Consider the following 2,888-nt stretch of genomic DNA (forward strand, 5'->3'; position numbering starts at 1 on the left):
TTAAACGGGCGTGGAGGACAGCATAAGACTTCTGTTAAAGAAGCAGCATCCCGTGAAGCGTCAACCCAGCGGTCGGTCGTTCAATTAAGTTTGTTTGATCTGCCGGTCATCACCGTCCGGCCCCGGCGGTGAGGATGTCAAAATACAGAAGTAGGCATTGGGAATGGATGATGGCTAATAGCGAAAGTGAAGAGCGGCAGATAGCTTTGGCAATATACACAAATATTAGTCCCGTCCGCTGTCCGCTCGACTGCGCTGTTATGCGGCATATTCATCGATTACCCCAAAATTACATCCGTTTCAGCAACTCATCATACTCATGTGCGCCAATCCAGTACCAATAAATATGCTCAGACTCTAACAAACCCAAAGCCCGATAGTTAAGGCTGACACGAGCGGAGTAGATCGGTTGCTTTTGACTGACTTGTTTAAACTGAAGGCTGGGGTGATACGGATCTTCTTGCCAGAGTGCATAAGCTTTGGCTGCTTGTTCCTGAACTGATGCAGGAAGATTATTAAGCTGTTTACGAAACGTTTTGGTGACACTTGATTTCATTTTTGTGTCGGAAATACTTCACTGGCTAGAGTAGTTTCACCCATTGCTATTTCCTGACGCACCATCGCAGTCATCTGCTCCCATTGCTCATCTGTTGTGGCAGCAAAACTAGCTTCCCATTTTTGCTCGTCTTTCAACTCATCCAGAAACCGCGATGCGATTGCATCTTGTTGTTCGGGCGGAAGTTGTTGGATTTGGGCGATCGCCTGTTGCAGCAGTTTAGTCATAGGTTTATTACAAACATTGCCTCCACCTTGTTCAATAAAAAAGGGGTTAGTTAATACCCCCCTGATTTTTTAGGGCTGCCCGGCCAGTTCCGACTCTAATTTGGCCAGAATCTGGGGTTTAAGTTGCTCGAGTTTCTGTTTTAACATCCGCTTGCTAATTTGTGGGCTGCCACCCTGGGCCAATTGACTATCGGTCAGCCATTGCCGCAAAATTTGGCATTGATTGGGGGGAATATTAGCGGTGATCACATTTTCACAGATAGGGCCGCCTTCGAGGGGGAAAAATAAAATCCAGTATTGACCGGTTTCGGCGAGGGTTTTGGTCATTTTTTGACCTTGGGGGGTTTTTAAGTCCAAATAACAGGGCAACCAGCGGGGTCCCCATTGACGATGATAGAGGACAGTAATCAAGAGAATCATCGGGTGAGGTGTGGGTAAAAAGAGGAATTGATTATAACGGACACTAGCAACCCGGACGGCGATATCCTCTCGATCCAACATTACCCATAAACTGGCAAAAACGCCGTCAGCAGCTCGGAGACAGCGTGAGAAGACAATTTTTTGGCGCGGTTTATCCTCGGGCCAACTGGACTTGAGACAGATATCCCTCGCATTAGCAGCAGAAACAATGGTTTGATTTAAATCATCAAGGGTTTTGATTTTGCTGGTGTAATCGTCAGTTTTTTTGACTATTTCATTTTTGACTAGGGGTTCAAGTCGTTCGAGACGTTGTAGTATATCTGTAACACTTGACGGGCGATCGCTGGGTGCTTTGGCCAAGCAGCGCAGGATTAACTGTTCTAATTCTGGCGGTAATTGCAACCTAGAATTAAAGGAACGGGGTTCGGCGTAGTGGTGAACCTCATACCAACCGCCAAAGGAGGGATTATCGGGAAAAACGGGCGTTTCTCCCGTGATCATCTCGTACATCATAATCCCAAAACTGTAGATATCGGAACGATGATCGAGTTCTTTACCTTCCATCTGTTCTGGGGAACAATAGGCTAAGGTTCCCATAAACGATTGGGTTTGGGATTCTCCCGATTGGATGAGTTTAGCGATGCCAAAATCGAGAATTTTCACCAATTCCCCTAATCCTGAGTCCTTAATCACCATAATATTGCTTGGTTTGATGTCCCGGTGAATAATCGGACACATCTCCCCTTGGAAGATAATACCCTTATGGGCGCATTCCAGGCCGAAACAAATCTGACGGGTGAGATTGAGAAAGCGCGGGAGGGGCAGCGGCTGATGTTTGATGATTTCACTCATGCTCCCCCCCTGCAAAAATTCCATGACGTAGAAGGGGACTTCCTTGTCATCTACACCATAATCACGAACTTTAACAATATGAATACTTTTTTCGCCTAAAAGTGCCGAAATAGTCGCCTCTCGCTCGAAGCGCTGACGCATTCTTTGGTTGAGGAGAGTTTGCGAGAGTAATTTCACGGCGACGGTTACGCCACCTAATAGTTTATCTTCTGCTCGATATACTTGTCCCATGGCGCCGCTACCGATCAACTCGACCAGTTGGTATCGATTGGCAAGTAAGCTCCGATGTCTAGATTCTGCCGACATAGCTAGGCTACTGTGTTAATTATAGTGAGTCTGGTGGAGAGAGTTTTGGTTCTTCGTTACTTGGTATGGTTCGAGCAGGGGGCATAAATCGACTAAATCCTTATCTGGCAAGAGACTTAATTGATTAGCTCGTTCTAGATCGAAAACAATTGGCAAAAATCGCAGCAATGTCTTTCTAGATAAGGGTTTCATCCCTTATAACCCCCGTCCATTACACAACACAAACCGAAGAACCTTTTTTCCGGGCTAAAAGCATCATTTTTAACATATATTTATTTTCAGGCATTTTTAGTCATTGCCCCTTGCATAATTAATTTTTGGGGGTTGAAAAAATGAAAAAACTAAGTATAAAGTACCACAAAATCTCTAAATAGACAATTTGATTGATTATGGCTCTTCGTTACTTGTTATGGTTCGATAGGGGGACATAAATCGACTAAATCCTTATCTGGCAAGAGACTTAATTGATTAGTTCGCTCTAGATAAAAAACAATTGACAAAAATCGCAGCAATGCCTTTCTAGATAA

4 protein-coding genes are annotated in these 2,888 nt (G+C 44.7%); all 4 read right to left on the reverse strand.

The genetic code is table 11. The features are described from left to right. Window positions 1–289: 289 nt before the first annotated feature. Window positions 290–556 carry a type II toxin-antitoxin system RelE family toxin gene (locus IM477_RS09520; RefSeq protein ID WP_287731519.1) on the reverse strand — a complete coding sequence of 89 codons (267 nt, stop codon included), beginning with the start codon at window positions 554–556 and terminating at the stop codon, window positions 290–292. Next, complete coding sequence (locus IM477_RS09525; RefSeq protein ID WP_002784101.1) at window positions 553–783, reverse strand: hypothetical protein; 231 nt, start codon at window positions 781–783, stop codon at window positions 553–555. Before IM477_RS09525 ends, IM477_RS09520 begins: the two co-directional genes overlap by 4 nt. A 69-nt stretch (window positions 784–852) precedes the next feature. Continuing rightward, complete coding sequence (locus IM477_RS09530; protein ID WP_287731520.1) at window positions 853–2,361, reverse strand: serine/threonine-protein kinase; 1,509 nt, start codon at window positions 2,359–2,361, stop codon at window positions 853–855. A 15-nt stretch (window positions 2,362–2,376) separates the two neighbouring features. Beyond that, window positions 2,377–2,553, reverse strand: coding sequence for a hypothetical protein (locus tag IM477_RS09535; RefSeq protein WP_287731521.1), 177 nt, complete (start codon window positions 2,551–2,553; stop codon window positions 2,377–2,379). Between the last annotated feature and the right edge of the window lie 335 nt (window positions 2,554–2,888).

It is taken from the genome of Microcystis sp. M090S1, from assembly GCF_020246295.1.
Lineage (GTDB): Bacteria > Cyanobacteriota > Cyanobacteriia > Cyanobacteriales > Microcystaceae > Microcystis > Microcystis aeruginosa.

Coding starts and splice junctions, on each gene's coding strand:
- IM477_RS09530 (WP_287731520.1), bottom strand. CDS start 2,361: ATGTCGGCAGAATCTAGACATCGGAGCTTACTTGCCAATCGATACCAA.
- IM477_RS09535 (WP_287731521.1), bottom strand. CDS start 2,553: ATGAAACCCTTATCTAGAAAGACATTGCTGCGATTTTTGCCAATTGTT.
- IM477_RS09525 (WP_002784101.1), bottom strand. CDS start 783: ATGACTAAACTGCTGCAACAGGCGATCGCCCAAATCCAACAACTTCCG.
- IM477_RS09520 (WP_287731519.1), bottom strand. CDS start 556: ATGAAATCAAGTGTCACCAAAACGTTTCGTAAACAGCTTAATAATCTT.